This is a genomic window from Streptomyces sp. NPDC050422 (genome assembly GCF_044458665.1).
Classification (GTDB): Bacteria; Actinomycetota; Actinomycetes; order Streptomycetales; family Streptomycetaceae; genus Streptomyces.
On record NZ_JBITIE010000021.1, the window covers coordinates 12,079 to 38,169 of the forward strand.

Annotated in this window: 23 protein-coding genes and 1 pseudogene; 13 read left to right on the plus strand and 11 right to left on the minus strand. The window is 70.7% G+C overall.

What is annotated here, in order from left to right; all coding sequences use genetic code 11:
- Window positions 1-103: 103 nt before the first annotated feature.
- The 5 genes from ACIBJG_RS29915 to ACIBJG_RS29935 form a co-directional block, all read right to left on the minus strand.
- Complete coding sequence (locus tag ACIBJG_RS29915; protein WP_148019789.1) at window positions 104-652, minus strand: bacterial proteasome activator family protein; 549 nt, start codon at window positions 650-652, stop codon at window positions 104-106.
- Window positions 653-792: 140 nt separating this feature from the next.
- Window positions 793-3,636: an FtsX-like permease family protein gene (locus tag ACIBJG_RS29920; RefSeq protein WP_399312150.1), complete on the minus strand. Its 2,844-nt coding sequence runs from the start codon at window positions 3,634-3,636 to the stop codon at window positions 793-795.
- Window positions 3,633-4,412 (minus strand): ABC transporter ATP-binding protein, encoded by a 780-nt coding sequence (locus ACIBJG_RS29925; RefSeq protein ID WP_399312153.1) that lies wholly within the window; start codon window positions 4,410-4,412, stop codon window positions 3,633-3,635. The genes ACIBJG_RS29920 and ACIBJG_RS29925 overlap by 4 nt, the downstream gene beginning before the upstream one ends.
- A 139-nt stretch (window positions 4,413-4,551) precedes the next feature.
- Window positions 4,552-5,175 (minus strand): PadR family transcriptional regulator, encoded by a 624-nt coding sequence (locus tag ACIBJG_RS29930; protein ID WP_399312155.1) that lies wholly within the window; start codon window positions 5,173-5,175, stop codon window positions 4,552-4,554.
- An 85-nt stretch (window positions 5,176-5,260) separates the two neighbouring features.
- On the minus strand, window positions 5,261-5,521 hold the full coding sequence (locus tag ACIBJG_RS29935) for a hypothetical protein (protein ID WP_399312157.1): 261 nt from the start codon (window positions 5,519-5,521) through the stop codon (window positions 5,261-5,263).
- Between ACIBJG_RS29935 and ACIBJG_RS29940 the strand changes: the two genes are divergently transcribed.
- On the plus strand, window positions 5,511-5,900 hold the full coding sequence (locus ACIBJG_RS29940) for a hypothetical protein (protein WP_399312159.1): 390 nt from the start codon (window positions 5,511-5,513) through the stop codon (window positions 5,898-5,900). The genes ACIBJG_RS29935 and ACIBJG_RS29940 overlap by 11 nt on opposite strands.
- Window positions 5,901-6,138: 238 nt before the next feature.
- Here ACIBJG_RS29940 and ACIBJG_RS29945 read toward each other — a convergent pair whose 3' ends face one another.
- Window positions 6,139-7,794, minus strand: coding sequence for a protein kinase (locus tag ACIBJG_RS29945; protein WP_399312160.1), 1,656 nt, complete (start codon window positions 7,792-7,794; stop codon window positions 6,139-6,141).
- 318 nt (window positions 7,795-8,112) lie between these two features.
- On the opposite strand from ACIBJG_RS29945, the pseudogene ACIBJG_RS29950 reads away from it, so the two are divergent.
- Window positions 8,113-9,758, plus strand: a pseudogene (locus tag ACIBJG_RS29950) (protein kinase).
- A 3-nt stretch (window positions 9,759-9,761) separates the two neighbouring features.
- Here the strand turns inward: ACIBJG_RS29950 and ACIBJG_RS29955 are convergent.
- The 3 genes from ACIBJG_RS29955 to ACIBJG_RS29965 form a co-directional block, all read right to left on the minus strand.
- A complete protein-coding gene (locus tag ACIBJG_RS29955) occupies window positions 9,762-10,751 on the minus strand; it encodes a phosphotransferase enzyme family protein (protein ID WP_399312161.1) in 990 nt (329 codons plus the stop codon).
- A gap of 63 nt (window positions 10,752-10,814) precedes the next feature.
- Window positions 10,815-11,243 (minus strand): pyridoxamine 5'-phosphate oxidase family protein, encoded by a 429-nt coding sequence (locus ACIBJG_RS29960; protein WP_399312164.1) that lies wholly within the window; start codon window positions 11,241-11,243, stop codon window positions 10,815-10,817.
- Window positions 11,244-11,342: 99 nt separating this feature from the next.
- Window positions 11,343-12,002, minus strand: coding sequence for a response regulator (locus ACIBJG_RS29965; protein ID WP_399312165.1), 660 nt, complete (start codon window positions 12,000-12,002; stop codon window positions 11,343-11,345).
- Between the two features lie 339 nt (window positions 12,003-12,341).
- On the opposite strand from ACIBJG_RS29965, the gene pdhA reads away from it, so the two are divergent.
- The 8 genes from pdhA to ACIBJG_RS30005 all read left to right on the plus strand — a co-directional run bounded on the left by pdhA (window position 12,342) and on the right by ACIBJG_RS30005 (window position 21,201).
- A complete protein-coding gene (gene pdhA, locus ACIBJG_RS29970; RefSeq protein ID WP_399312166.1) occupies window positions 12,342-13,505 on the plus strand; it encodes a pyruvate dehydrogenase (acetyl-transferring) E1 component subunit alpha in 1,164 nt (387 codons plus the stop codon).
- A 2-nt stretch (window positions 13,506-13,507) separates the two neighbouring features.
- Window positions 13,508-14,488 (plus strand): alpha-ketoacid dehydrogenase subunit beta, encoded by a 981-nt coding sequence (locus tag ACIBJG_RS29975; protein WP_399312168.1) that lies wholly within the window; start codon window positions 13,508-13,510, stop codon window positions 14,486-14,488.
- A gap of 10 nt (window positions 14,489-14,498) precedes the next feature.
- Window positions 14,499-15,911, plus strand: coding sequence for a dihydrolipoamide acetyltransferase family protein (locus ACIBJG_RS29980; RefSeq protein WP_399312170.1), 1,413 nt, complete (start codon window positions 14,499-14,501; stop codon window positions 15,909-15,911).
- 126 nt (window positions 15,912-16,037) lie between these two features.
- A complete protein-coding gene (locus ACIBJG_RS29985; RefSeq protein WP_399312171.1) occupies window positions 16,038-16,583 on the plus strand; it encodes a hypothetical protein in 546 nt (181 codons plus the stop codon).
- A 579-nt stretch (window positions 16,584-17,162) separates the two neighbouring features.
- Window positions 17,163-17,369: a DUF397 domain-containing protein gene (locus tag ACIBJG_RS29990; RefSeq protein WP_399312172.1), complete on the plus strand. Its 207-nt coding sequence runs from the start codon at window positions 17,163-17,165 to the stop codon at window positions 17,367-17,369.
- An 89-nt stretch (window positions 17,370-17,458) separates the two neighbouring features.
- Entirely contained in the window at window positions 17,459-18,811 is a 1,353-nt protein-coding gene (locus tag ACIBJG_RS29995; RefSeq protein ID WP_399312174.1) for a S41 family peptidase, read from the plus strand.
- A gap of 300 nt (window positions 18,812-19,111) precedes the next feature.
- Window positions 19,112-19,801, plus strand: a complete 690-nt coding sequence (locus ACIBJG_RS30000) for a DUF4232 domain-containing protein (RefSeq protein ID WP_399312176.1) — start codon at window positions 19,112-19,114, stop codon at window positions 19,799-19,801.
- A 191-nt stretch (window positions 19,802-19,992) separates the two neighbouring features.
- A complete protein-coding gene (locus ACIBJG_RS30005; protein WP_399312178.1) occupies window positions 19,993-21,201 on the plus strand; it encodes a serine hydrolase domain-containing protein in 1,209 nt (402 codons plus the stop codon).
- A gap of 4 nt (window positions 21,202-21,205) precedes the next feature.
- On the opposite strand, the gene ACIBJG_RS30010 is transcribed toward ACIBJG_RS30005, so the two are convergent.
- Window positions 21,206-21,787: a TetR/AcrR family transcriptional regulator gene (locus ACIBJG_RS30010; protein WP_399312180.1), complete on the minus strand. Its 582-nt coding sequence runs from the start codon at window positions 21,785-21,787 to the stop codon at window positions 21,206-21,208.
- 70 nt (window positions 21,788-21,857) lie between these two features.
- On the opposite strand from ACIBJG_RS30010, the gene ACIBJG_RS30015 reads away from it, so the two are divergent.
- Window positions 21,858-22,772 (plus strand): NADP-dependent oxidoreductase, encoded by a 915-nt coding sequence (locus ACIBJG_RS30015; RefSeq protein WP_399312182.1) that lies wholly within the window; start codon window positions 21,858-21,860, stop codon window positions 22,770-22,772.
- Between the two features lie 188 nt (window positions 22,773-22,960).
- On the opposite strand, the gene ACIBJG_RS30020 is transcribed toward ACIBJG_RS30015, so the two are convergent.
- The gene (locus tag ACIBJG_RS30020; RefSeq protein ID WP_399312184.1) at window positions 22,961-23,875 is read right to left on the minus strand and encodes a D-alanyl-D-alanine carboxypeptidase family protein; all 915 of its coding nucleotides are present in this window, start codon (window positions 23,873-23,875) and stop codon (window positions 22,961-22,963) included.
- Window positions 23,876-24,082: 207 nt separating this feature from the next.
- Between ACIBJG_RS30020 and ACIBJG_RS30025 the strand changes: the two genes are divergently transcribed.
- Window positions 24,083-24,757, plus strand: a complete 675-nt coding sequence (locus tag ACIBJG_RS30025) for a GntR family transcriptional regulator (RefSeq protein WP_399312185.1) — start codon at window positions 24,083-24,085, stop codon at window positions 24,755-24,757.
- Window positions 24,754-26,064: a nitrate/nitrite transporter gene (locus tag ACIBJG_RS30030; RefSeq protein ID WP_399312187.1), complete on the plus strand. Its 1,311-nt coding sequence runs from the start codon at window positions 24,754-24,756 to the stop codon at window positions 26,062-26,064. Before ACIBJG_RS30025 ends, ACIBJG_RS30030 begins: the two co-directional genes overlap by 4 nt.
- Window positions 26,065-26,091 lie beyond the last annotated feature (27 nt).

Below are 26,091 nucleotides of genomic sequence, written 5' to 3' on the forward strand. Positions count from 1 at the left end.
CGGTGGAACACGCGAAGGGCCCGGCACGCAAGTGCCGGGCCCTTCGCGGAATCGGGTAGATCGACGGATGCAGGTTCAGGCCTGCGACAGGCCTGTTCCAGGCCTACAGGTACGGGCCGGAGCGGAGTGGCCCGTGCGGGTCCGCGCCGCCGTCCTCCTCCTCGTGACCGCTGCCGGGAGGCAGCGCGCGGCGCATCTGCTCCAGCTGCGCCCGGGCGGCCATCTGCTGGGCGAACAGCGCCGTCTGGATGCCGTGGAAGAGGCCCTCCAGCCAGCCGACCAACTGGGCCTGTGCGATCCGGAGTTCCGCCTCGGAGGGAACCGACTCCTCGGTGAACGGCAGCGAGAGCCGCTCCAGCTCCTCCACCAGCTCCGGCGCGAGGCCGTCCTCCAGCTCCTTGACGGAGCTGGCGTGGATCTCCTTCAGGCGTACTCGGCTCGCCTCGTCGAGAGGAGCCGCCCTGACCTCCTCCAGGAGTTGCTTGATCATGCTGCCGATGCGCATGACCTTCGCGGGCTGTTCGACCATCTCCGTCACCGGGACCTCACGCGACTCGTCGTCAGTGCCACCGCCGCCGATCGCCATTCCGTCCTGCCCCACCACGAGGACTTGGGGATGCTCCTGCGACCGTTCATTCCTCGGCATTTCCATGCCGTCCATTGTCTCGCACACACGCCGTACAACACTGTGGTGCCCCCGGAAACGGATGATCCACCGTCTCCGGAGGCACCGGATGCGCGTGATACCGGGCGAAGCGGCCGGTCAGGCAGCCGCCGCGGCCCTGCGCCGGTTCACCCCGCGCGCCGTGCCAGCGTCAGCCGGGAGCGGGTGAGCGCCGCCGCCAGCAGCCCGGCCAGCAGCGGAACGACCACGGCCAGAATCCCGATGGTGGCCCAGGGCAGCACGATCGGCGTGAAGGCGGACTCCATGGGTTCCTTCCGCATCTGCTGCATCGCGTTGTGCAGATCGACCAGGCGCAGCGCCACCGCCGGAACCAGCCCCGCCGCGGTGCCCAGCAGCACTCCGGTGAGCGCCACCACCAGGCACTGGAACCCGGAGAGCGAGCGCCGTACCCGCGGGGGCGCGCCGATCGCGCTCAGTGTGGTGAGGTCGGCCTCCGCGTCGGCCTTGGCGAGACCGGTGGTGATGGCCGCCGCGCCGAGGGTCACCACACCGGCGAACAGGGTGAGGATCAGCAGAATGATGCTCTCCCGGTCACCGGGGATGCGTTCGGTCTGGAGCCAGAGCCCGCCGCCGGCCTGGTCGATGGCGGCCGAGACGCGCTGCTCCTCGGCGTCCGAGGGCGGGTGGGGGACGGCGTACACACTGCCGGACGGCTCGGTGTGCAGGCCGAGCCGCTCGGCGGTCCGCTGGGGAAGGATCATGCGGATGCCGGGGGTGGCGGCGTACTCGGCGTCCGCGACGTACACCTTCATCCGGTCCGTGGACGTGCGGGCCGGCCCCGGGTGCAGCTTGCGGTTCTTCTCGTCCTTGGCGTTGTACGTGTGGACGGCCTTGAGCGTGACCTCGCCGTCCTTCGCGTATGCCTGGTTCAGCAGGACGGGGGTGCCGGCCTTCAGTGCCGCTGCGGCCGCGGGGTCGTCGAGCTTCGCATAGGTGCGGAGCAGTTCGGGGCCGCCCACCACGATGTTGTTCGCATCCGAGCTGAGACTGCCCCAGGAGTTGTACTCGTCGGTGCAGGCGGGGGAGCGCATCATCTGTCGGTGCTCCTCCGCGGAGAGCCGTGCGGCGAGCTCCTTGGCGCCCTTCGTGTTGAGCGGGCACGTGTGGCCCTTGCCGGTGGGCTTGACCAGCTCGATGCTGCCGCAGGTGCTCTCGTCCTCGTAGTAGACGTTGCAGTCGCTGCCGGCCCAGACCCGGGAGAAGTCCGCGTGACCGCCGGTCACCGTGATGTGCTGCTCGACGGACGCCCGGGCCAGCGGGAGCCGCTCGGCCGCCTTGGCGTCGGTGGACGACACGACCATCGTCCCCTTGGACAGCATGGGCCTGTAGTCCTGGTCGGACTCGGCCAGACTGCTGGACATGTACGTCGCGATGGCCACCGAGCCCGCGACGGCCGCCATCACGGCGGCCACCGCCGGAGCGGTGCGGCCGCGGTTGCGGGCGGCATCGCGCAGCGCCATCCGCGGCGAGAGCGGCAGCCTGCGGCCGAGCCGGCCCAGCAGGCCGACGATCACCGGAATACAGGCGAGCAGCCCGAGCTCGGCGACGACCGAGCCGCCGGCGACCAGCGTGGAACTGCCGCTGGTGCCGCCGAAGACGGCGATGGCGACGCCGAGGGCCAGCACACAGGCGCCCACGGTGGGCAGCACCCGGGAGCTGCGGCGCACACCGCGCCGTCCGGTGAGCGATTCCAGTACCGACTGCCGGGCGGCGACGACCGCCGGGGCGAAGGCCGCGAGGAGACCGGTGACCAGACCGAGCGCGGCGATGACGAGGAGTTCCGTCGGCTTCAGGAGCAGGGAACCGAAGCGCTGACCGGCCCAGTCCTCGATCAGCGGCCGGAACGCCACCGTGAGCAGCAGCCCGGCCGCGACGCCGGTCACCGCCCCGATGGCGCCCAGCACCAGCCCGCCGGAGAGCACCACGGCACGTACGTGGCGTCGGTCGCCGCCACAGGTGCCGACGAGGCCCAGCTGACGGCGCGAGCGGCGCGCACCGACGGCGAAGGCCGGCCCGGCGAGCAGGACGATCTCCAGGAGGGCCATGGCGACGACGGTGACGAGGGCCGCGCTCGCCTCGCCGGAGTCGTTCCCGTAGGAGTAGGAGGCCGACTGTGCCATCGGGACCTCGGAGTCCGGCGGCGGATCGAGGACCACCTGGCGGGACACGACGAGGGCGCCGGTCTTGTTGGCCGCGAGCACGTCGCCCCAGCCGATGCCCGCCGAGCCGGATCCCTTGACCAGCCACTCGGTCGAGCCGGTGTTGGGCGGCAGCACCTTCCTGTCGCGGTCGGCCGCGGCCTGCCACGGGGCGATGACGGCGCCCGGGTCGGCGTACAGCTGCTGCGACTTCAGGTCGTCGGGCTGCTCGACCACACCGGTGATGGTGTAGGTCCGGCCGGCGCTGTCCACGGTGGTGCGGGAGCCGATGTGCAGCCCGGACGACTTCAGGAACGGCTCGGTGGCCGCCATCTCACCGTTGCCGTGCGGGTACGCGCCCTCGACCAGGTCGATCTTGCCGCGGGCCATCGGGTCCGAGGTGCGGAACTCCACGATCTCGGTGTTGGTCAGCCCGTAAGCGGTCGTGACGCTCGCGGGTACGGACTGGATGCTGATCGCCCGCCCGCCCTTGGGGAAGGCGGTGCGCATGTCGATCGGCGGGACCTCCCCCTCGGGTCGCTCGTCACCGGCGATGTCGTACCCCCTGCCGTCGGGCATCTGCTGCAGCGGCCCCATGCCCGGGTCGCTGAACAGCGCGTCGGCCGCGCCCATTTGGGCCGTCAGCTGCTCGGCCTCGGTGGAGTCGATGCTGCGGTACGTGATGTCCGCGGCCGTCACGCCGAGCACCGGCAGCGCGATCATCGCGACCACCAGGGCGCTGCGGCCCTTCGCCCGCATGGCGTCGCGGCGGGCTATGCGGAGGGCGGCGCGCCACCCCGTGAAGAGGCTCACTCGACGCTCCCGGCGGCCAGCAGCGAGTCGGCGCCCGCGGTCAGCGTCTGGTCGACGATCGAACCGTCCCGCAGGAAGACCACCCGGTCCGCCCAGGCGGCGTACCGCGGTTCGTGCGTCACCATCACCCCGGCGGCGCCCTGGTCGCAGCGGTTGCGGAGCAGCGCGAGGACGGCCTCGCCGGTCTCGGAGTCGAGCGCCCCGGTCGGTTCGTCGGCGAGGACCAGGCGCCGGTCCCCCACCAGTGCGCGGGCGATCGCGACGCGCTGCTGCTGGCCGCCGGACATCTCGTCCGGGAAACGGTCGGCGACATCCAGGAGGTTCATCTCCTCCAGCGCGGCCCGGGCCTCCTTGCGCGCCTTGCGTACCGAGACCCCGTCGAGTTCGCGCGGCAGGGCGATGTTCTCGGCCGCTGTCAGGGCGGGGATCAGGTTGTAGTCCTGGAAGACGTATCCGACGCTGCGGCGGCGCAGGGCGGCGATGCCCTTGCGTCCGAGCGTGGAGATGTCCTGGCCCTCGATGACGATCTGCCCGCTGGTCGCGGTGTCGAGTCCGCCGGCGAGGGTCAGCAGGGTGGACTTGCCCGAGCCGGAGGGGCCCATCACGGCGACGAGCTCACCGGGGTGCACGGCGAGGTTGATCCCGCGCAGGGCGTGGACCTCGGCGATGCCGGTGCCGTGGGTGCGGGTGAGGTTGCGGAGTTCGAGCACCGGAGCATCCACCGGCAGGGGCGGAGCGGCCGGGGCCGGGGACGGGGACGGGACGTGCGGGGACATGACGGTGGGTTCCCCCTCGGAACAGGTCTGTGGTCGGTGTTCTGCCGGCAGCGGGCTGCGGGGCCCGCTGCTGAGCACTGTGGGACGCCGGCTGGGCGCAGCGGTGCGGTGCGGGTGCCGTGCGGTACGGGGCGCCGGCTCAGCGCCGTGCGCGGGGCCGGGAGGCGGTACGGGAGGCGGTGCGGGAGGCGGTGCGCGGGGTCGTGCTCGCCTCGGGCTCCGTGGCGGCGGCCTCGGCGAGGCGGACCAGCCGGGACTCGCAGTGGTCCAGCCAGCGGGCCTCGGCCTCGGCCTGGAAGATCAGCTGTTCCAGTACGAGCAGCCAGGCGACCTCGTCCCGGTTGGCGGGTACGTCGGTGAGGGCCTTCGCCTTGAGGCGGGTGTAGTCCTGCATCGCCTTCACCGTGTGGTGGCGCTGGGACTGGATGACGGCCCGGATGTCGACGCCGGGGGCGCCGACGGCCATGGCGAGCTTGATGGCGAGCTCGTCGCGGGGCGGGCTGCTGCGGTCGACCGGCGTCTCGAACCAGGCGCGCAGCTCGGTGCGGCCGTCGTCGCTGATCGCGTAGAGGGCGTGCCCCTGGTCGTCCTCGCCGTCCTGGACGACCAGGTTGTCGCGCTCCAGTCTGCTCAGCGTCGTGTACACCTGCCCGACGTTGAGCGGCCAGGTGGAGCCTGTGCGCGACTCGAACTCGGTGCGGAGCTGGGAGCCGTAGCGAGGCCCCCGCTCCAGGAGGGCCAGCAGCCCGTGGCGGATCGACATACTGAGTATGTATACCGAGTATGTTGCTCAACGCAAGTCTCGGCGGACGACGGGGCCGACGGCCGGCCCCTCTGCCGTACGCCGCTCAGCCGGAGCGGCGCATACGGAAGGCGAGGAAGCCGATACCCAGTCCGACCAGGGCGATTCCCGCGCCGAGCGACATCTGCTGGACCTGCTCGATGGCCGGCCCGTCGAGGGCCTGCCGTGACATCCGTCCGGTTCCGGCGGACGGGCTCGCGTCCGGCGTTACGGCCGGTACGGCCGCGGGCTCCGTCGCCGCGGGCTCCTTCGCGGCCTCCTCCGCCTCGTCGAGCGCGTCGATGCGGGCGAGCTCCTTGGGCGTCATCGTCCGTCCGGGCCGCGGCCGCCCCTCTCCGGCGGGCAGCCCGGCCATCGGCGACTGGACGTCGTCCGGGCGCGACGATCCGGCGCTCGGCGAAGGCGGTGCGGAGGAGGCGGACGAGTCGGACGAGCCGGACGAGCCGGACGAGGACGCGGAAGGCGAGGGGGAGGCGGACTGCGGCGGTGCGGGATGCGCGGCCGACGGGCCGACGGGCGCACCGGGGTGCGAAGCGGAGGGGGATGCCGACGACGGAACGGGCGACGGCGCTGGTGGCAGCAGGGCTGACGGCGCGACGGACGGTGAACCGGACGGCAGCGGCGCCCGAGCTGCCGTCGCCATGGACGCGCCCGCCGTCGCCGTACCCCGGACGGGCGCGCGCTGACCGGCGGCCTGTGCCTCCCCGGCCGTCATGGCCCCCAATGCCGCGGCTGCCGTCAGTGCCAGGCAGGCCACGCACCTTGAGGGCCTTGCGGCGAGGTGTCCTGAAGCCATGAGGTCAGCGTCACATGTGACGGTATGTCCGGCATCTCAGGTAATGCGGACGGATGGCGCAGCGACGCTACGGGCAGTGCCCTGCGCCGGGTCGCACGTCGCACGGGCAGTGCTTACTACCCCTACCCCTACGCCGGGTCGCCCGTCGCGACGCGCAGCTCGAAGTGGGCGCCCGTCTCGGACACCGCGGCCCCGGGGGTGGGGAACTGGTCGATGATCTGGTCCTCCGCGTAGGCGTTGCCGGGAACCTTGATGATCTTGACGGTCCAGCCCGCGGCGTCCGTGCACGCACGTGCCGAGAGGATGTCCTTGTAGAGGAAGCTCGGCGCGCTGACCTTGTTCGGGTCGTCGGTGTCCTCCGACGCGTCCGTGCAGGCCTCGGTCTTCATCGTCCGGTTCCGCTCGGGATCCTTGTGATCGCCGCCGGGGGACTCGCTCGACGTGGCCTCGGTGCCGCCCTTGCCCGTGTTGTCGTCCTTCAGCGCGAGCACCGTGATCAGGCCGCCGATCGCGACCAGGGCGACGACGATCGAGCCCACGATCACGGGCATGTTCCGCTTGGAGCCGCCGCCCGAGGACGGCACGTGCGTCTGCGGCGAGACCGAGTACGGCGGCGGGCTCTGCTGCTGCATCGGCGACATCGCCGCCGGCGTCCGGTACCCCGGAGCCGACTGCGGATAGCCGTAACTCGGTGCCGGGGCGGGCGCGGGGGTCGGCACGCCGTAGGGGCCGGGCTGCTGCTGCGACTGGTAGGGGCCCGGCTGGTACGGCGTCTGCACGTTCTGCGGCGCGGGGGTGGACTGGTCGACCGGTGGGAAGACCGCCGACCCGACGCCCGAGCCGCTGTTCGCGGGTGCGCCCGCACCGCTGACGATCACGGGGGCGCCGGTGTGGCCGCTCGAAGCCAGCACGCGCGCGATCTCGTCCTGCATCGCGGCGGCGCTCGGGAAGCGCTCGTTCGGATTCTTCTTCAGCGCGCGGGCGACGAGCGCGTCCATCGCCGGAGTGATGGACCGGTTGATGGTGGACGGGGCGACCGGCTCCTCCTGCACATGCGCGTACGCGATGGCGAGCGCCGAGTCCGCGTCGAAGGGGATGCGGCCGGTCAGCAGCTGGAACAGCATGATGCCGACCGAATACAGGTCGGATCGCGCGTCCACACTGCGGCCCAGGGCCTGTTCGGGGGAGAGGTACTGCGGGGTGCCGACGACCATGCCGGTCTGCGTCATCGACGTGACGCCCGACTGCATGGCACGGGCGATGCCGAAGTCCATGACCTTCACGACACCGCGCTTGGTCACCATCACGTTGCCGGGCTTGATGTCGCGGTGGACCAGGCCCATCTCGTGGCTGGTGTCCAGGGCGGCCAGCACGTCGGCCGTCACCTTGAGCGCCTTGTCGGCGGGCATCGCACCGTGGTTCGTGACGTCCGCCTGGAGCACGGAGCCGAGCGGCTGCCCCTCGACGTACTCCATGACGATGTACGGCATCAGCGCGCCGCCGAGTTCGTCCTCGCCGGTGTCGAAGACGGAGACGATGTTGGTGTGCTGGAGCTTGGCGACCGCCTGCGCCTCGCGCCGGAACCGCTCGCGGAAGGACTGCTCGCGGCCGAGCTCCGTGTGGAGCGTCTTGATCGCGACCTGCCGGTCGAGGGCGGAGTCGTACGCCAGATATACGGACGCCATGCCGCCTTCGCCCAGCAGGTCACGCAGCTGGTAACGGCCGCCGGCGACCGAACCGCCCGCGTAGCGACCCTGGGCACCCTGTGCGCCGTCCTGGCTCATGACTTGCTTCCCCCTAGGGCGCGCGACCGCGCGAAGATCCGTATTACTGGCCAAGTCTGCCCGAGGGGTACGACACGTCAAGCCAGGTGCCCGTTCCGTGACCCTACGCACAAGAAGCGTCTCGGAAGCGTTACAGGAACCGCATGGAATTTGCGTGGTGGGCGCGCCAGCCGGTTGGATGGCCCGTCCCTCTCGGAAACGGTGTGTCCGACGAAGGCTGTAGCGTGACGTCGCAATGCAGTCGGCAACGCGGCCGGCAACGCAGCAAGGCACCGTGAGAACCCGCGGACGCGCGGACAGAAACGACGGCGAGGACTGATGGCACCCGAACCCGAAGCAAACGGCGGCGGAGTTCCGGATGGCACCGACTCCTGGGGCATCGGCGGTGTGGTCGGGGACGGACGTTACCGGCTGACCGGCCGCCTCGGCCGGGGCGGTATGGCCGAGGTCTTCGCGGCCGAGGACGTCCGGCTGGGACGTACGGTCGCGGTGAAGCTGCTGCGTTCCGATCTTGCCGAGGACCCGGTCTCCAAGGCCCGGTTCACGCGCGAGGCGCAGTCGGTCGCAGGGCTCAACCACCATGCGGTCGTGGCGGTGTACGACTCCGGCGAGGACACCGTCGCCGGCCAGACCGTCCCGTACATCGTCATGGAGCTGGTCGAGGGCCGTACCATCCGTGACCTGCTGCTCAATGCCGAAGCCCCGCCTCCCGAGCAGGCGTTGATCATCGTCTCCGGGGTGCTGGAGGCGCTGGCCTACTCGCACCAGCACGGGATCGTGCACCGGGACATCAAGCCCGCCAACGTGATCATCACGCACTCCGGTGCGGTCAAGGTGATGGACTTCGGCATCGCCCGGGCGCTGCACGGGGCGCAGTCGACGATGACCCAGACCGGCATGGTCATGGGAACGCCGCAGTACCTCTCCCCCGAGCAGGCGCTGGGCAAGGCCGTCGACCACCGCTCCGATCTGTACGCCACCGGCTGCCTGCTGTACGAACTCCTCGCACTGCGGCCCCCGTTCACCGGCGAAACGCCGCTTTCCGTGGTATATCAGCACGTTCAGGACATTCCGGTTCCGCCGTCGGAGATCTCGAACGGGGCGGTCCCGCCGGAACTCGACGGGCTCGTCATGCGCTCGCTCGCGAAGGATCCGGACGACCGGTTCCAGAGCGCCGAGGAGATGCGCGGGCTGGTCCAGTACAGCCTGCAGATGCTCCAGGTGCAGGGCGGCCACACGGGTACGTGGAACACCGGCCCGGTCGTGATGAACGACGGCTCCGGCACCCCGCCCCGGGGCATGACCGGCGCCACCCGCGCCATGGGCGGCTACCAGCAGCACGGGGACACCTCGCAGGGCCCGATCCTGCCGCCGATGAACCCGGACGACGGCGGATACGACGGCGGCAGCACCCGGCAGGGCGGTGGCGGCCGCGGCAAGCTGTGGCTGTTCATCGTGCTCGCGCTGATCGCGATCGGTGCGGGTGTCGCCATCGCGGTCAACGCGGCGAACAGTGGCGGCGAGAAGCCCAAGACGCCGGTCACCTCGACGTCCAGCACCCCCACTCCGACGGAGACATCGCCTACGCCGACCGACGCGGAGACGACACAGGGCGCCGATCAGCCGGGCAACTCCACGGGTAACCAGCAGGAGACGCCGAGGCAGCCGTCCTACACCCCGTCGTACACCCCGAGCGAGACGACCGATCCGACGCCCTCGGACACGGCGCCGACCGAGACGGCCACGTCGGGTACGACCGAAGGCAACACGAGCGAGGGGAACACGGACTCGGGGACCGACGCGGGCGCGGACGCGGGCACCAGCACGGGACCGACGCGGGCGCGGACGCGGGCACCAGCACAGGCACCGACGCCGGCACGGGCGCTGACGCCGGCGCGGACGCCGGAGCCACCGCCGGGAACGCCGCTGCCGGAACCACGACGGGCACCGGCACCACCCCGTAACCCTCACCCCGTGAACGCGTCGCGCACCGCCTCGTACTCGCGGGTCCACCAGACCGCCAGGGCCGACACCGCAGGGAACTGCGGGTCGGCCCTGAGGTCGTTCAGGCAGTACCGCCAGCGCAGTATCCAGAAGTCGTTGAGCCGCTCCCACCACACCCGGTGCACCGCCGCGGCGAGCTCGTCGGCCCCCGCCCCGGCCGCCCGCCGGTAGGCGCGCGCGTAGGCCCGCACCTTGCCCAGCTCCAGTTCCCCGGCGGGCTGCACGAAGAAGATCGCCGCGGCCCGTACCGCCTCCTCCGCGCGCGGCTGCACCCCGAGCCGGTCCCAGTCGAGGATCGCCACCGGGTCGGCGCCCCGGTAGAGCACGTTCAACGGGTGGAAGTCGCCGTGCACCCAGCCGGTCGCCGGACCGTCCGGGGCGGGCGGGCGGCGGTCCGCGTGCTGTTCCAGCAGGGTGCGCCGCTCCAGGAGCCGGTGCTCGGCCAGTTCGTCGAAGGAGTCCCGGGGACGGCGGCCGCGCGCCGTGGCCAGCAGCTCGTCGATCAGCGCGAAGGTGTCGGCGGGGTCGGGACTGGCGTGGCCGGACCGCCCACCGGCCCCCGCGCCCGCGTCCATCACCTGTTCAAGTCCTGTGTGTACGGCTCCGAGCAGCGCCCCGAGACGTAACGACTGGGCGAGGGTGAGCTGGGCGCCTGCCCGGTGCAGCCCTTCGACCCAGGGGTGCAGGGCGTAGCAGCGGCCGCCGATCTCGGTGACGGTGTCCCCTTCGCTGTCCACGACGGGCGGTGCGACGGGCACTCCGAGTGACTGGAGCCGCTGGGTGGCCCGGTGCTGGCGGACGATCGTGGCGCGGTCGCCGGTGGAGTCGTCGAGGTGGTGCTTGAGGAAGTAGGAGCCACGCGTCGTGGACACCCGGTAACCGTGGTTGAGCAGTCCCTGGTCGAGGGGTTCGCAGGTGAGCGGTTCGCCGGCGCCGGGGTAGCGGCGCAGCACCTCGCCGACCGGAGGAACAGGAGGGAAGGTTACAGATGAGCGCGGCACTCGACAGATGTTAGATCACGCTGCGTTGCGGATCTGCGGAGTTGCGTGGAAGTCCAGAGTGTGCACAGTGACGAAGTGCGGGTCGAGCCGGAGGTAGGCCGGCGCGAAGGGCTCCCCGTTGACCTCGACCGGGGCGGGACCGAAGAGCTCGCGCTGGGCGCAGGTCGGTTCGACGATCTGCGCGGGGCCGGTGAACTGCACGGACCACAGGTCGCGGCTGCCCGCCGAGGTGGCGGCGTTGTAGTTGTCCGCCCCGTAGGCCACGACCGCGCCGTCGCAGGCGTCGTGGTAGCCCAGGCCGCTGTGCATGCGCAGGACGACGCGCCCGTCGGTGACGATGTGCCGGGCCACCGTCAGGATCGGGAGGGCCCGCATGCTCGTCGCCAGCCGGCCGTAGGGGACCCGGCCGAGCAGTTCAATCGCGTGGAGTTCCTCGGAGGACATGCCCTCCACTGTCCGTCAGCTGTGTGCACGGAATAAGAGGCCGGGGCCCCGGGTGGGCCGGGACCTAAGTCCCGAACCCGGACCCTCGGGGCGTACCGCTCAGCGCTTCTCGGCCTGGAGCCGGGCCACGTACGCGGCGGCCTGCGAGCGTCGTTCCATGCCCAGCTTGGAGAGCAGGCTGGAGACGTAGTTCTTGATCGTCTTCTCGGCGAGGTGGAGCCGCTCCCCGATCACCCGGTTCGTCAGCCCCTCGCCGATCAGATCCAGAATCTTGCGTTCCTGGTCGGTGAGGCCCGCGAGTTTGTCGTCGCCGCGGCCCTTCTTTCCGTCGCGCAGCCGTTCCAGCACCCGCGCGGTGGCCACCGGGTCGAGCAGCGACTTCCCGGCCGCCACGTCCCGTACCGCGTTCAGGAGTTCGTTACCGCGGATCGCCTTGAGGACATATCCGGAGGCGCCCGCCATGATCGCGTCGAAAAGCGCCTCGTCGTCGGCGTACGAGGTCAGCATCAGGCAGTTGATGGACTCGTCCTGCGAACGGATCTCGCGGCAGACCTCCACTCCGCTGCCGTCCGGCAGCCGTACGTCGAGGACGGCGACATCGGGCCGGGTCGCGGGGATCCGCACCAGCGCGTCCGCGGCCGTACCGGCCTCGCCGACCACCTCGATGTCGTCCTCGGACGACAGCAGCTCATGGACTCCGCGGCGGACGACTTCATGGTCGTCCAGCAGAAAAACAGTGATTTTTCCTTCTTTGCGCACAAACGCAGTCTCACACACTCCCCTCTTCCCTGCCGCTGTCCGGCGGGATAACGTGCCGTTGTTCCGGCGGCCTGCAAGGCTGTTACCAGTGCTGTGACCAGCGAGAGTTCCCGAATTCCTCGATTTACTTGGATATCCAAGCAAAATCGCAGGTCAGGAAGGGTTTCGCAGTTATGCGAAGCACTGGGTAACGTGCCTTTGACAGGGCGCTCGCCGGGGCACCTGTCACGCCTGTTCCCGGACCGAGCGGCACCCACCCCGTGCACGGGTACGGACACAGGCGAGCCGCACTGGTCTCCCGGCAGACCCCGGGGGCCGGACCGACGGAGGAGCACGCACGTGACCGTGGAGAGCACTGCTGCCGCGCGTAAACCGCGACGCAGCAGCAAGCGGACCAGCGCCGCGAAGACGCCCGCGAAGACGCCACAGAGTTCCGGGCCCGAGCTCGTACAGCTGCTGACGCCCGAGGGCGAGCGCGTCGAGCACCCGGACTACTCGATCGACCTGACCGCGGAAGAGCTGCGCGGTCTGTACCGGGACATGGTCCTGACCCGCCGCTTCGACGCCGAGGCCACCGCGCTGCAGCGTCAGGGCGAGCTGGGCCTGTGGGCCTCGCTGCTGGGCCAGGAGGCCGCGCAGATCGGCTCCGGCCGGGCGCTGCGCGACGACGACTACGTCTTCCCGACCTACCGCGAACACGGCGTCGCCTGGTGCCGCGGGGTCGACCCGACCAATCTGCTCGGGATGTTCCGCGGCGTGAACCACGGCGGCTGGGACCCGAACACCAACAACTTCCACCTGTACACGATCGTCATCGGCTCGCAGACCCTGCACGCCACCGGCTACGCCATGGGCGTGGCCAAGGACGGCGCGGACTCGGCCGTGATCGCGTACTTCGGTGACGGCGCCTCCAGCCAGGGCGATGTCGCCGAGGCGTTCACCTTCTCCGCGGTCTACAACGCCCCCGTCGTGTTCTTCTGCCAGAACAACCAGTGGGCCATCTCCGAGCCGACCGAGAAGCAGACCCGGGTGCCGCTCTACCAGCGCGCCCAGGGCTTCGGCTTCCCCGGCGTCCGCGTCGACGGCAACGACGTACTCGCCTGCCTGGCCGTCACCAAGTCGGCACTGGAGCGGGCCCGCCGCGGCGAAGGCCCCACCCTCGTGGAGGCGTTCACCTACCGGATGGGGGCGCACACCACCTCCGACGACCCGACGAAGTACCGGGCCGACGAGGAGACCGCGTCCTGGGAGGCCAAGGACCCGATCCTGCGCCTGCGCACGTACCTGGAGAGCGAGGGAGCGGCCGACGAGGCGTTCTTCACCGCCCTCGACGAGGAGAGCGAGACCCTCGGCAAGCGGGTCCGCGAAGCGGTGCGGTCCATGCCCCAGCCCGACCGGATGGCGATCTTCGACCACGCCTACGCCGACGGGAGTGCGCTCGTCGACGAGGAGCGCGCCCAGTTCGCCGCGTACCAGGCATCGTTCGCCGAGGAGGGCAAGTAGCCATGGCCATGGAAAAGATGTCCATCGCGAAGGCGCTCAACGAGTCGCTGCGCAAGGCCCTCGACACCGACCCCAAGGTCCTCATCATGGGTGAGGACGTCGGCAAGCTGGGCGGGGTCTTCCGGATCACCGACGGACTCCAGAAGGACTTCGGCGAGGACCGGGTGATCGACACCCCGCTCGCCGAGTCCGGCATCGTCGGTACGGCGATCGGCCTCGCGCTGCGCGGCTACCGGCCGGTCGTGGAGATCCAGTTCGACGGCTTCGTCTTCCCCGCGTACGACCAGATCGTCACGCAGCTCGCGAAGATGCACGCCCGCTCGCTCGGCAAGATCAAGCTGCCGGTCGTCGTACGGATTCCCTACGGCGGCGGCATCGGCGCGGTGGAGCACCACAGCGAGTCGCCCGAGGCACTGTTCGCGCACGTCGCGGGGTTGAAGGTTGTCTCGCCCTCCAACGCGTCGGACGCGTACTGGATGATGCAGCAGGCCGTCCAGAGCGACGACCCGATCATCTTCTTCGAGCCGAAGCGCCGCTACTGGGACAAGGGCGAACTCGACACCGAATCCATCCCGGGCCGGCTGCACCGGGCCTCCGTCGCCCGTACCGGCACGGACCTCACGCTCGTCGCCTACGGCCCGATGGTGAAGGTCTGCCTGGAGGCCGCCGCGGCCGCCCAGGAGGAGGGCAAGTCGATCGAGGTCGTGGACCTGCGCTCGATGTCCCCGATCGACTTCGACGCCATCCAGGCCTCGGTCGAGAAGACCCGCCGGCTGGTCGTGGTCCACGAGGCGCCGGTGTTCTACGGCTCCGGCGCGGAGATCGCCGCTCGCATCACGGAGCGGTGCTTCTACCACCTGGAGGCACCCGTGCTGAGGGTCGGCGGCTACCACGTCCCGTACCCGCCGGCGCGGCTGGAGGACGAGTACCTGCCGGGTCTCGACCGCGTGCTCGACGCCGTCGACCGCTCGCTGGCGTACTGAGGACGGGGACGTGACAACGATGACCGACACTTCCAACGCTGCTCGCTTCCGCGAGTTCAAGATGCCCGACGTGGGCGAGGGACTGACCGAGGCCGAGATCCTCAAGTGGTTCGTCCAGCCCGGTGACACCGTCACCGACGGCCAGGTCGTCTGCGAGGTCGAGACGGCGAAGGCGGCCGTCGAGCTGCCGATCCCGTTCGACGGCGTGGTGCACGAGCTGCGCTTCCCCGAGGGCACGACCGTCGACGTCGGCCAGGTGATCATCGCGGTGGACGTGGCGCCGGGTTCCGGCGACGCGGCTGCCGTGGAGCCGGCCGCGGAGCCCGCGCCCGCCGCCGTCGAGCCGGAGCCCGAGGCCGAGCCGGAGGCGCCCAAGGGCCGCCAGCCCGTCCTGGTGGGCTACGGCGTCGCCGAGTCCTCCACCAAGCGGCGCGCCCGCAAGGGCGCGGAGCCGGCCCCCGCGGCCGCCTCCGCCGCGATCCAGGGCGAGATGAACGGGCACGGTCCCGCCGCGGTCGCCGAGGCCCGCCCGCTCGCCAAGCCGCCGGTCCGCAAGCTGGCCAAGGACCTGGGCATCGACCTGGCCACGGTCACCCCGACCGGTGACGGCGGCATCATCACCCGCGAGGACGTCCACGCGGCGGCGACGCCCACGCCCGCCCCGGCGCCGGTGCAGACCGAAGCCCCGGCTCCGGCCCCGGTCGCGGCACCCTCCGTGACCGCCCGCGAGACCCGTATCCCCGTCAAGGGCGTACGGAAGGCGATCGCGCAGGCGATGGTGGGCAGCGCGTTCACGGCGCCGCACGTCACGGAGTTCGTGACCGTCGACGTGACGCGCACGATGAAGCTCGTGGCGGAGCTCAAGGAGGACAAGGACATGGCCGGGGTGCGGGTCAACCCGCTCCTGATCATCGCCAAGGCCCTCCTCGTCGCGATCAAGCGGAACCCCGAGGCCAACGCCGCCTGGGACGAGGCGAACCAGGAGATCGTGCAGAAGCACTACGTCAACCTGGGCATCGCCGCGGCCACCCCGCGCGGGCTGATCGTGCCGAACATCAAGGACGCGCACGAGCAGACGCTGCCGCAACTGGCGGCGTCGCTGGGTGAGCTGGTTTCCACGGCCCGCGAGGGCAAGACGTCCCCCGCCGCGATGGCGGGCGGCACGGTGACCATCACCAACGTCGGCGTCTTCGGCGTCGACACGGGCACGCCGATCCTGAACCCCGGCGAGTCCGCGATCCTCGCGGTCGGCGCGATCAAGCTCCAGCCCTGGGTCCACAAGGGCAAGGTGAAGCCCCGTCAGGTGACTACGCTGGCACTGTCGTTCGACCACCGCCTGGTCGACGGCGAGCTCGGCTCCAAGGTCCTGGCGGACGTCGCCGCGATCCTGGAACAGCCGAAGCGACTGATCACCTGGGCGTAGTCGCCCCGGCTGTACGTGCATGAGGTGGGCCCGTGTGAATTCTGCGCGGGCCCACTCCTCTGCCCCCTCGACCCATTACTCTACGGAGGTGTCGCGCTACCGGCCGCAGTCGCCTGAGGAGGGCCCGTGTCTTCGAGTTGCGATCCCCAGCACGCTCCCGCAGGCGACGTGGGCGCGGCGCTCATGATGATCGACTCCCGGCTCAAGAGCGTGTACGACGGCACGACCGAGACCGACGCCGAACAACGGGCGCTGGTCGAGCAGTTCAACGCCTCGCTGGGTCCAGCGGAAGCCGATGACGTACTGGACGGCACCTGCACGCTCATCTACATGTTCATGACGTGGCTGCGGAAGGCTCATGAGGCCCACGACAAGGACGTCATCGAGTACGTGGTGCCCACCCTGGTGGCCTCGATGCGCATGATGCCCAAGAGCGTCGGCCCCGAGGCCATCCCCACCATGGCCGGCCTGGTCGTCGCCGCGGGCACCGGGCTGAGCCCCAGCCTGTGGCGCAAGCAGTACGGGGAGTGGACCGAGGCGGAGATGACGCCTCTGGAAGCCACCGCCTTCCTGCTCGCGGAGCAGATCAACCGCATCGCCGACGACCACGACTTCGCCACCCGCATGATCGCCGAAGCGCTGTCCCGCGCGGACGGGGTGGGCGAGGTCTAGCTGGGGCGCCGGTACGGGGGCCGGCACCGCGGGTAATCCGGCGTTGAGAGTGATGTGGGCGCTTTCCCACGCCCAAGGGGCCGTCGAATGCGCCCATTTCGCTCTCAACGTCCCTCCCGGTGAGGCGGCGGGGGCAGGGCCTGCCGCTGCGTCCCTCTCCCGTCGCACGGCGAGTTCGGCGAAGACGGTCTTGCCGGCAGTGCGCGGCTCGACGCCCCAGCGGTCGGCGAGCTGGGCGACGATGAGGAGCCCCGCCCGTAACAGTCGTCGGCGCCTGCCTCGGGGAGTCCGGGGAGCCGTTCCCCGCGGGGGGTCGCTGACTCCGATGCGGAGGGTGGCCGCGGTAAGGCTGAGGTGTACCCGGAAGAGCCGGCCCCGCATGCAGCCGTGCAGTAAGGCGGTGGTCGCCAACTCGCCGACGAGGAGCGCGGTTTCGGCCGCGTGGTTGGGGGTGGTGTGGCTGGGGAGCGAGACGGACGCCGCGCGCCACAACGTCACGTTCGGTCGCATCGCGGGAAATGGCCTCGCTCCCCGCGATTCCCTCGCTCTCATCGAGCGTATTCGTAAGGAGCTGTAGTCGTGCCGCACTTCGAGTTCGTCAAGTCCAGCTACAGCAGCGGCAATGGCGAGTGCGTCGAGGTGGCCCGCAACATCCCCGGCACCGTCGCCGTCCGCGACTCCAAGCGGGCCGTCGGCCCCGTCCTCCTCATCACCCCCACCGCATGGGACGCCTTCCAGGCCGGACTGCGCCGGGCGTGGGGGGTGTACCGGGGGATATCCCCCTGACGACCCACCAGCCCGCAGGATGGCACCCCGGCCGCCCCTCGGCGATCGTCGGTCCCCTGACGCAGATCGCGTACGGGGAGAGGAACACCTTGCGACACGGGATTTCCAAGGCGGCAACGGCGTTTGTAGCACTGGCTCTTGCCGGCGGGGCGGTGGTCCCCGCCGTCGCGGCGCCACGGCCCACCGTCGACGGTGTCTGGCGCGTGAACGGCTACGGCACCGTCCTGTCGATCGCGCACGGGCGGCTTCAGCAGTACCAGACCACCGCGCTCGGCTGCCTCAAGGGCGAGTCCGCGCAGCAGACGGCACCGGGTGTGTACAGGTCCGGCGACGGGACGCTCCTCACCGTACGGGCCTCCGGGGCGTTGCGGCTGTCCGGTTCGGCCGGGTACAGGGAAATGCGCCGGCTCGGCAGGCTCCCGGCGGCATGCGCGCAGCCCATTTCCGAGGACGACCCGGTGACGACCTTCGACGTCTTCTGGCAGTCCTTCGAGGAGAACTACCCGTTCTTTGCCGCCAAGGGCATCGACTGGCATGCCGTACGCGACACGTACCGGCCGAAGGTGCACGCCGACACGACCAGGGACGAACTCTTCGCCCTCTTCAGCGAGATGGTGACGCCGCTGTACGACGCACACGTCACCGTCTTCGACGGGGAGCGCCGCTTCTCCGAGGTCCGTCCGGGTACAGCCGTGATCGGTGGGGATCTGGACACCAAGGTCAAGGACTACATCGTGCGGAGCGACCTCGACGGCGAGTCGCTGCGGGAGTTCGCGAACGGGCGGATCGGCTACGCGGATCTGCCCGGCGGGCAGGGCTATCTGCGGCTCTCCGGGTTCGCCGGCTACAGCAGCAACGAAGGGCACGATTACGCCGCAGAGCTGGCCGAGCTCGACAAGGCGCTGGACGCGGTGTTCACCGCCGAGCACACGGCTTCGCTCACCGGCCTCGTCATCGACCTGCGGATCAACGGGGGTGGGTCCGACGCCCTCGGCCTGCACCTTGCCGAGCGCCTGACCGACTCCTCGTACGTGGCCTACCGCAAGCGCACCCAGTACACCCGGCCGCAGCCCGTCCCCGTTACGCCCGCTCGCGGCGTCCCCCGCTACAGCGGTCCGGTCGCCGTGCTGACGGCCGCGACGACGTTCAGCGCGGGTGAGACGTTCACCCAGGCCCTCATCGACCGGCCCGGCGGGGCCGTCCGCATCGGGGAGAACACGCAGGGCGTCTTCTCCGACACCCTGGACCGCACGCTGCCGGGCGGCATGGCGGTCTGGCTTCCGAACGAGGAGTTCCTCACCCGCCGTGGGCAGACCTTCGACGGCGCGGGCATCCCGCCCCACATCCGTACACCGGTCTTCACCGAGGAGGAGTTCGCGACGGACCGGGACTCGGCCTTCGACGCGGCCGTCGCGGTGCTCCGGGAGCAGAAGTTGTCGTGAGACGCCATGCCCGCATCCCGTGTGTTGGGTTACGGGTCTGTCCCAGCGGGCGGCGGCCGCGAACGAGTGCGGAACCGTGGCGGGGAAGTGCCCTCCCGGCAGGCCTGGCGGCGTGTTCGGGTCCGGCGGGCCCGGGGTGTGGGGTGCGTTGGCAGTCGGTGCGTGTAACAGGCATGTCTTAGGCGGTGCTTCGGCGGAACGGTGTGGTGGGCCCGCCGGTCTTGGTGATCAGTAACGCTCGCTCGTACCGGACCCGTACGGAGCGGCCGGTCCTGTTCCACCGATGCTGAGGAAGAAATGATGCGCGCTCGCAGGCTCACCTTCGCCGCCCTGGTCGTTGCCGCCGGCCTCTCGCTCACGGCCTGCCAGAACGACGACGCCGCCGTGGGGCAGGCCGACCCGTCGTCCGGGTCGTCCGCGTCCGCCGCCGCCTCCTCCTCCGGCGGGGGATCGGACTCGGGCGGTTCGGACCAGGACGGTGGCAAGGAGTCACCGGCCCCGGACTCCGCCGGATCGACCGCCGGCGGCTCGACCTCCGGCGGAAGCGGGGGCGGCTCCGACGCCAAGGGTGGCAAGTGCACCACCGACGGGCTGGAGATCACGGCGACGGACAACTTCATCGACGGCGACCCTGACGGAACCGTCGTGGTGGCGCTGAAGAACGGCAGCGGCGCGGACTGTGTGATCTCCGGTTTCGCGGGCGTCGACCTGAAGACCAACGCGGGGACGATCTCCGCGGCGCGTAAGGGGGACCCCGGCGACCCGTACACCCTCAAGAACGGCAAGGAGATCGACTTCTACGTCAGCTACCCGCTCAACGAATCGGGTGGCTCCGGCGTCCGCATCACCGGTCTGGTGGTGACCCCGCCGAACGAGACGAAGTCGGTCACCCTCGACTGGCCGGGCAACAGCTCGCTGCCCGTCTCGGACAGCGGCAACGGCGGCCAGGTGCTGGTGGGCCCGATCGGAAGCGCCGGCCAGGGCGGCTGACCCGCGAGGTCCGGGGCGCCGTCCGGAGGGAAGCCCCAGCTCGCCCGGCAGGGGTAGCCCCCGGGGCGGCCCTGACGACAGCGCCTCCGTACGACGGGGGAATGCAGGATGGGCCGCGCCCCTCCGTGCTGGTGGGATGGACCCGACCACCGGCTCCGGGTGCCGGGCAACCCGACAGAGAAGGGCCCCTCATGCAGGTGTTACGAAGGCGTCGGCGACGGCTGCTCGTCCTGACCGGCCTGGCCGCGCTCGTCCTCGCCGCATCGGGCGGCCCGACAGCGGTGGCAGACCCGCAGCGCGGCGATCCGCTCCAACGGCAGGTGGACGCGATCCACGACACCGGGGTGGTCGGGGTGTCCGCCGAGGTGACCTCACCGGGAACCCGGGCCGTCGCGCGGGCCGGGGTCGCCGCGAGAGGCACCAGGAGGCCGATGCCCCGGGACGGACGGTTCCGGATCGGCAGCGCCACCAAGACGTTCACCGCGACGGTCGTGCTGCAACTCGTCGGCGAGGGGCGCATGTCCCTGGAGGACACCGTGGAGCGGTGGCTGCCGGGAGCGGTCGGGGGCGACGGCGGTTCCGTCACCGTGCGGCAGCTGTTGCAGCACACCAGTGGGATCCCCGAAGTCCTGCCGGAGATCGCCGCGTTGAACAGCGCCGACGGGTATCTGGCCGAGCGGTTCCGTACGTACACCCCGCAGGAGCTGGTGGGGCTGGCGATGGGGCGGGCGGAGGACGTGTCGGCCGAGGCCGCGTGGTCGTACTCCAACACCAACTACATTCTCGCCGCGATGATCATCCACGAGGTGACCGGCCGGAGTTGGGGCCGGGAGGTGGAGGACCGCATCATCCGGCCGCTGGGCCTGAGCGGTACCAGTACGCCCGGCACCTCGCCCTTCATCCCCGGCCCCCATGCCCGCGCCTACGCCGCCTTCGGCGCAGGAGTAGGAGCGGGAGCGGGAGAGGGAACAGATGCGGGAACGGCTGCGGGAGCAGGAGCAGGCACCGGCATCGATGTCACGGCGCTCAACACGAGCATGGCGGTCGGATCCGGCGCGGTGATCAGCACCACGCACGACCTGGGCCGGTTCTACGCCGCACTGCTCGGCGGCCGGCTGCTGGAGCCGGCGGAGCTGGACGAGATGACGGCCACCGTGGCCGCACCGGAGATGGGCGTCAGGTACGGACTCGGGCTGGGCGAGATCCCGTTGTCCTGCGGCGGCACCTACTTCGGTCACCCGGGCGAACTGCTCGGCTACCGCACCTGGGCCGGCATCACCAGGGACGGGGCCAGGACTGCCGTGGTGTACGCGACGAGTGACGGCGGCCCGGACACGCAGCGGGCGATGAGGGCCCTCGTGGAGCAGGAACTGTGCGGGGCCGCCGCCCCCGGGAAGTAGCCGGCTAAGGGGAGGTGACGCCCCACGCCGCCTCGATCATCGCGAAGATCTCGTCCACCGCGGCCTCCGGATCGGGTGCCTCACGGGCCAGCGCGTAGGCGTCGATCACGAACCTTGCGATCGTCCGGCAGGCCGTTGTGGTCCGCGTCCGGGCGAGGTCAGGATCAGCGGCGATGGCAGCCGCCAGCGTCTCCGCATGGCGCAGCCTCATCGATTCCTCGTACTCCCGCAGAGCGGGGGATCCGTCGATCAGGTGCCAGACGGGGGCGTTGCCGTCCGCCGTGCAGTGGCGCACCAGGGCGTGGATCTCGCGGCGCAGCGCGGGCAGGAGCGGCTCGTGCGGCGCCCGGTCGGTGACCGCCCGCGTGAGGCGCAGCTCGAAGTCCGTGTCCTGCTCGAACACCAGGGCCTCTTTGGAGGCGAAGTGGGAGAAGAGCGTGGTGACGGCCACATCGGCTTCAGCGGCCACGTCACGGATGCCCACCGCGTCGTACCCGCGTTCCAGGAAGAGCCGCAGGGCGGTGTCGGCGATCTTCTGGCGGGTCGCGGCCTTCTTGCGCTCACGGCGTCCGGACTCAACGGTCATGCGATCACGCTAGCAGGTAGGAAATCCTTACCGTTTCAAAAAGCTAACCGTTAGTGTTACGTTCCCTCGTATGAAGAAAGTGAGCTTCGCCGAGTTCGGCGGTCCGGACGTTCTGCAACTCATCGATGCCGAGGAGCCCCACGCGGGCCCCGGCCGGATACGCGTCGCCGTGCGGGCGGCGGGCGTGAACCCCGTCGACTGGCGGGTCCGTGAAGGCCAGGTCCTGGGCGCCCACCCGACCGAGCTGCCCGCCGGAGTCGGGCTGGACGCCGCCGGGGTCGTGGACGAGGTGGGCGAGGGCGTCGACGGGATCGAGATCGGCGACCACGTGTTCGGCGAAGGCTCCAGTACGTACGCCGAGTTCGCCGTGCTGTCGGCCTGGGCCCGTATGCCCGCGGGGCTGACGTTCGAAGAGGCGGCCGGATACCCCTCCGTGGTGGAGACCGCGCTGCGCGTCATCGATCAGGTGGGTGTGCGGCCCGGGGAGACGCTGCTGGTCAGCGGAGCGTCCGGGGGAGTCGGATCGGCGGTGCTGCAGATCGCCCGCGACCGCGGCATCGCGGTGATCGGCACGGGCGGTGCCTCGAACCAGGACTATCTGCGGGGCCTGGGCGCCATCGCCACCACGTACGGCGAGGGCTGGGCCGAGCGGGTGCGGCGGCTCGGCCGGGTCGACGCCGCTCTCGACCTGGCCGGCTCGGGTGTGATCCGTGAGCTCGTCGAGCTGACGGGGGATCCGCGGAGGGTCGTCTCCATCGCCGATCTCGGTGCGCCGGAGTTCGGTGTCCGGTTCTCCGGCGTGGCCGGGAGTGTGCCGGAGGCGCTCGCCGAGGCCGCCCGTCTCCTCTCGCGGGGGAAGCTCCACATCCCGGTCGAGAAGGCGTACGCGCTCACCGAGGCCGCGGCGGCGCACGCCGACAGCCGGGCCGGCCACACGCGCGGGCGTCGGGTCGTGGTCGTCGGGTCGGCTCCGGGCCGGCCGTAGCCGAGCCATGGTTCCTCGGACCCGGTAGGCCCGGAACGCGAAGGTGCCCGGCGTATGCGGTGTACGCACGCCGGGCACCTTTCTCGCGCCGGTTTCTCGCGCCGGTTTCTCGCGCCGGTTTCACACGCCGGTTTCACACGCCGGTTTCTCGCGCCGGTTTCTCGCGCCGGCTTCACACGCCCGGTTTTTCACGCCCGGCTGAGGTACCTCTTGAAGCCGTAGTCCATGAGCTTCTTCGCGTCCGCCGTGCGGGTCGCCTCCGAGGTGGAGGTCAGGACCGCACCGATGACGGTCTTTCCGTTGCGGGTCGCGGCGAAGACCAGGCAGTACTTGGCCGTCGGGCCGGAGCCGGTCTTCACGCCGATCGCGCCGCTGTAGGTGCCCAGCAGCTTGTTGGTGTTGGACCACGCCATGTAGCGGGAGCCGCCGGTCTTCGTGGTGACCTTCTGCTTCGTCGACTTCGTCTTCACGACCGTGCGGAACGTGGAGTACTTCATCGCGCTGCTCGCGAGCTTCGTCAGGTCGCGCGGGGTCGAGTAGTTGGACCCGTTGCTTATGCCGTCGAACGAGTCGAAGTGCGTGTTCTTCAGGCCGAGGCTCGTGGCGGTGCTGTTCATCTTGCCGATGAACGACTTCACCCGGGCCGCACGTGTGGAGCCGGAGCCGAACTTGTCGGCCAGGGCGTACGCGGCGTCGCAGCCGGACGGCAGCATCAGGCCGTACAGCAGCTGACGGACCGTGACCTTGTCGCCCACGATGAGGCGGGCCGAGGAGGCTCCCTTGGAAACGATGTAGTCGCTGTACGCCTTCTGGATCGTGACCTTGGAGTCCAGGGTGAGGCCCTTCTGGGCCAGCACCACCCGGGCGGTCATGATCTTCGTGGTGGAGCCGGTGGAGCGCCGGGTGTCCGCGGCCTTGGTGAACACGGTCCTCCCGGTGCCGTTGTCCATCAGGAAGCCGCCCTTGGCGACGATCGTCGGAGCCGGCGGTGCGGCGGCCTGTGCCGTGGACGCGAACGCGCCGCCCGCGATGACGGCTCCTGCGGTGAGGGCCACCGTGGCAGTGGCCGAGACGCGCCTTATGCGCTGAATGCCGAGTTTCAAGTTGAACTCTCCAAATGCCCCTGGAATGCGGCTGCATGGGGGTGCCGCGCGTTGGTGAGACCCATGGGGCCGGTGAATGGTTGCGGTGCTCGGGGGGTGATTTCCTACGAAATCCGGGGGGTCGGGTTCCGGATCGCGGGCGGAGGTGCGGTGTCCGCATCGTGGAAGGGTTCACTCTTGCGTGCCTGTTGTATCTATGCTGTGTGCATGCCTGCCCCAGCCCCCTCTCCCGTCCGCGCGCCCGTGAAGCAGCCCCCCGCCGCCGAGCGCGTCTACACCCACATCAAGGACGCGGTCCTGGACCGCCGTTACGAGGGCGGGACGCTCCTGACCGAGGGCGGCCTGGCCGAGGCCGTGGGGGTTTCGCGTACGCCCGTGCGCGAGGCGCTGCTGCGGCTGGAGGTCGAGGGGCTGATCAAGCTCTACCCGAAGAAGGGTGCCCTCGTGCTCGCCGTCTCCGCGCAGGAGATCGCCGACGTCGTGGAGACCCGGCTGCTCGTCGAGGAGTTCGCCGTACGCAAGGCGGTTCCCGCGTCGGCGAAGCTGATCGCCCGGCTGGAGGAGCTCCTGGGCGAGCAGCGGGAGCTGTCGGAGGCCGGTGACCTGGCGGCCGTGTCCGTGAAGGACCGCTGCTTCCACGCCGAGATCGTCCGCCACGCGGGCAACGAGATCCTGTCCCGCCTCTACGACCAACTGCGCGACCGTCAGCTGCGGATGGGCGTCGCCGTCATGGAGGCCCACCCCGGCAGGATCGCCGCCAACATCGCCGAGCACGGTGAGCTGCTGGAGTCGATCAGGGCCGGTGACGCGGAGGGCGCCGCGCAGGTCGTGCGCCGCCACGTCAGCCGCGTCAAGGTGCTGGTCCGGGGTGAGGACCGGTGAGTTCCGCCGCCGCCCCCACCCTGTCCCTGCCCGGTGACCCGCCCGGCGGCCGGCGTGCCGCCTGGGTCTGGGGCATCGGTGTCGCCGTCTACTTCGTCGCGATCATCTTCCGTACGAGCCTGGGCGTCGCCGGACTCGACGCCGCCGACCGCTTCGACGTCAACGCCTCGGCACTCTCCACCTTCTCCATCCTCCAACTGCTCGTCTACGCGGGCATGCAGATACCCGTCGGCCTGATGGTCGACCGGCTGGGCACCAAGAAGGTCCTCGCGCTCGGAGCCGTCCTGTTCACCCTCGGGCAGCTCGGCTTCGCGCTCTCCCCCTCGTACGGCACCGCGCTGGCCTCCCGTGCCCTGCTGGGCTGCGGCGACGCGATGACGTTCATCAGCGTGCTGCGGCTGGGCGCGCGCTGGTTCCCGGCCCGGCGCGGTCCGCTGATCGGGCAGGTCGCCGCACTCTTCGGCATGGCGGGCAACCTCGTCTCCACTCTGGTCATCGCCCGGTCCCTGCACGGCTTCGGCTGGACCACCACCTTCGTCGGCAGCTCGCTGGCCGGAGTCGTGGTGCTGGTGCTGCTCCTGCTCTTCCTCAAGGACCACCCCGAGGGGTTCGAGCCGCCGCCCGCGGAGCACGCCGGAGCGACGTACGTGCGCAAGCAGATCGCCGCCGCCTGGCGGGAGCCCGGCACCCGGCTCGGGATGTGGGTTCACTTCACGACGCAGTTCCCGGCCATGGTGTTCCTGCTGCTGTGGGGCATGCCGTTCCTGGTGGAGGACCAGGGGCTGAGCCGGGGGACCGCGGGGGAGCTGCTCACCCTGGTGGTGCTCTCCAACATGGCCGTCGGCCTCGTCTACGGGCAGGTCATCGCCCGCCACCACGCGGCCCGGATTCCGCTCGCGCTGGGGACGGTCGGCATGACGGCCCTGCTGTGGGCGTCGGCCATCCTCCACCCCGGCGACCACGCCCCGATGTGGCTGCTGATCACCCTGTGTGCGGTGCTCGGCGCCTGTGGACCCGCCTCGATGATCGGCTTCGACTTCGCCCGCCCGGCCAACCCGCCGGAGCGCCAGGGCACCGCGTCGGGCATCGTCAACATGGGCGGCTTCGTCGCCTCCATGACCACGCTGTTCGCCGTCGGGGTGCTGCTCGACGCGACCGGCGACAACTACCGCATCGCGTTCGCCTCGGTCTTCGTCCTGGAGGCGCTCGGCGTCGTACAGATCCTGCGGCTGCGGCTGAAGGCCGCGCACCGGGAGCGGGAGCACCATGTGATCAGCCGCGTGGAGGCCGTGCACGTGCCCGTGTGACTCCGGAAACGGCGGTGCGCCCGTCCC

Excerpts from the sequence above, each read along its gene's own strand:
- ACIBJG_RS29915 (WP_148019789.1), bottom strand. The coding sequence starts at position 652 with ATGGAAATGCCGAGGAATGAACGGTCGCAGGAGCATCCCCAAGTCCTC.
- ACIBJG_RS29925 (WP_399312153.1), bottom strand. The coding sequence starts at position 4,412 with ATGTCCCCGCACGTCCCGTCCCCGTCCCCGGCCCCGGCCGCTCCGCCC.
- ACIBJG_RS29930 (WP_399312155.1), bottom strand. The coding sequence starts at position 5,175 with ATGTCGATCCGCCACGGGCTGCTGGCCCTCCTGGAGCGGGGGCCTCGC.
- ACIBJG_RS29935 (WP_399312157.1), bottom strand. The coding sequence starts at position 5,521 with ATGACGCCCAAGGAGCTCGCCCGCATCGACGCGCTCGACGAGGCGGAG.
- ACIBJG_RS29945 (WP_399312160.1), bottom strand. The coding sequence starts at position 7,794 with ATGAGCCAGGACGGCGCACAGGGTGCCCAGGGTCGCTACGCGGGCGGT.
- ACIBJG_RS29960 (WP_399312164.1), bottom strand. The coding sequence starts at position 11,243 with ATGTCCTCCGAGGAACTCCACGCGATTGAACTGCTCGGCCGGGTCCCC.
- ACIBJG_RS29975 (WP_399312168.1), top strand. The coding sequence starts at position 13,508 with ATGGCCATGGAAAAGATGTCCATCGCGAAGGCGCTCAACGAGTCGCTG.
- ACIBJG_RS30000 (WP_399312176.1), top strand. The coding sequence starts at position 19,112 with ATGCGCGCTCGCAGGCTCACCTTCGCCGCCCTGGTCGTTGCCGCCGGC.
- ACIBJG_RS30005 (WP_399312178.1), top strand. The coding sequence starts at position 19,993 with ATGCAGGTGTTACGAAGGCGTCGGCGACGGCTGCTCGTCCTGACCGGC.
- ACIBJG_RS30010 (WP_399312180.1), bottom strand. The coding sequence starts at position 21,787 with ATGACCGTTGAGTCCGGACGCCGTGAGCGCAAGAAGGCCGCGACCCGC.
- ACIBJG_RS30015 (WP_399312182.1), top strand. The coding sequence starts at position 21,858 with ATGAAGAAAGTGAGCTTCGCCGAGTTCGGCGGTCCGGACGTTCTGCAA.
- ACIBJG_RS30025 (WP_399312185.1), top strand. The coding sequence starts at position 24,083 with ATGCCTGCCCCAGCCCCCTCTCCCGTCCGCGCGCCCGTGAAGCAGCCC.